A 277-nucleotide genomic window follows, 5' to 3' on the forward strand; every position below is an offset into this window, starting at 1 on the left:
CCTTCATCGATCGCCTCGACGCCGTCGATCCGGTAGGTGTAATGCGACAGCTCGGCGATCGCGGTCTTGCCAGTATCGACCGCCGCGGTCGCGTCGGTCTTGGACAGATCGGGCCAGGCGACACCGAGATCGGGCATGGGCGCGAGCGGCGCATCGGGATCGAGCATCGGCGCGTCGGGATCGGGCTTCGCCGGCGCCTGGCTGGTGGGGGCCGCCGGCGCGAGAGGCGCTGCAGGCGGCGGTGCTGCTGCCCACAGCCACCCTGCGACCGCACAGG

1 pseudogene is annotated in these 277 nt (G+C 71.8%); it reads right to left on the minus strand.

The window, feature by feature from the left end:
- Positions 1-277 (minus strand): annotated as a pseudogene (locus AC0KVN_RS27630) (outer membrane protein assembly factor); the annotation flags it as partial.

Source organism: Sphingobium sp. SG1 (assembly GCF_057063145.1).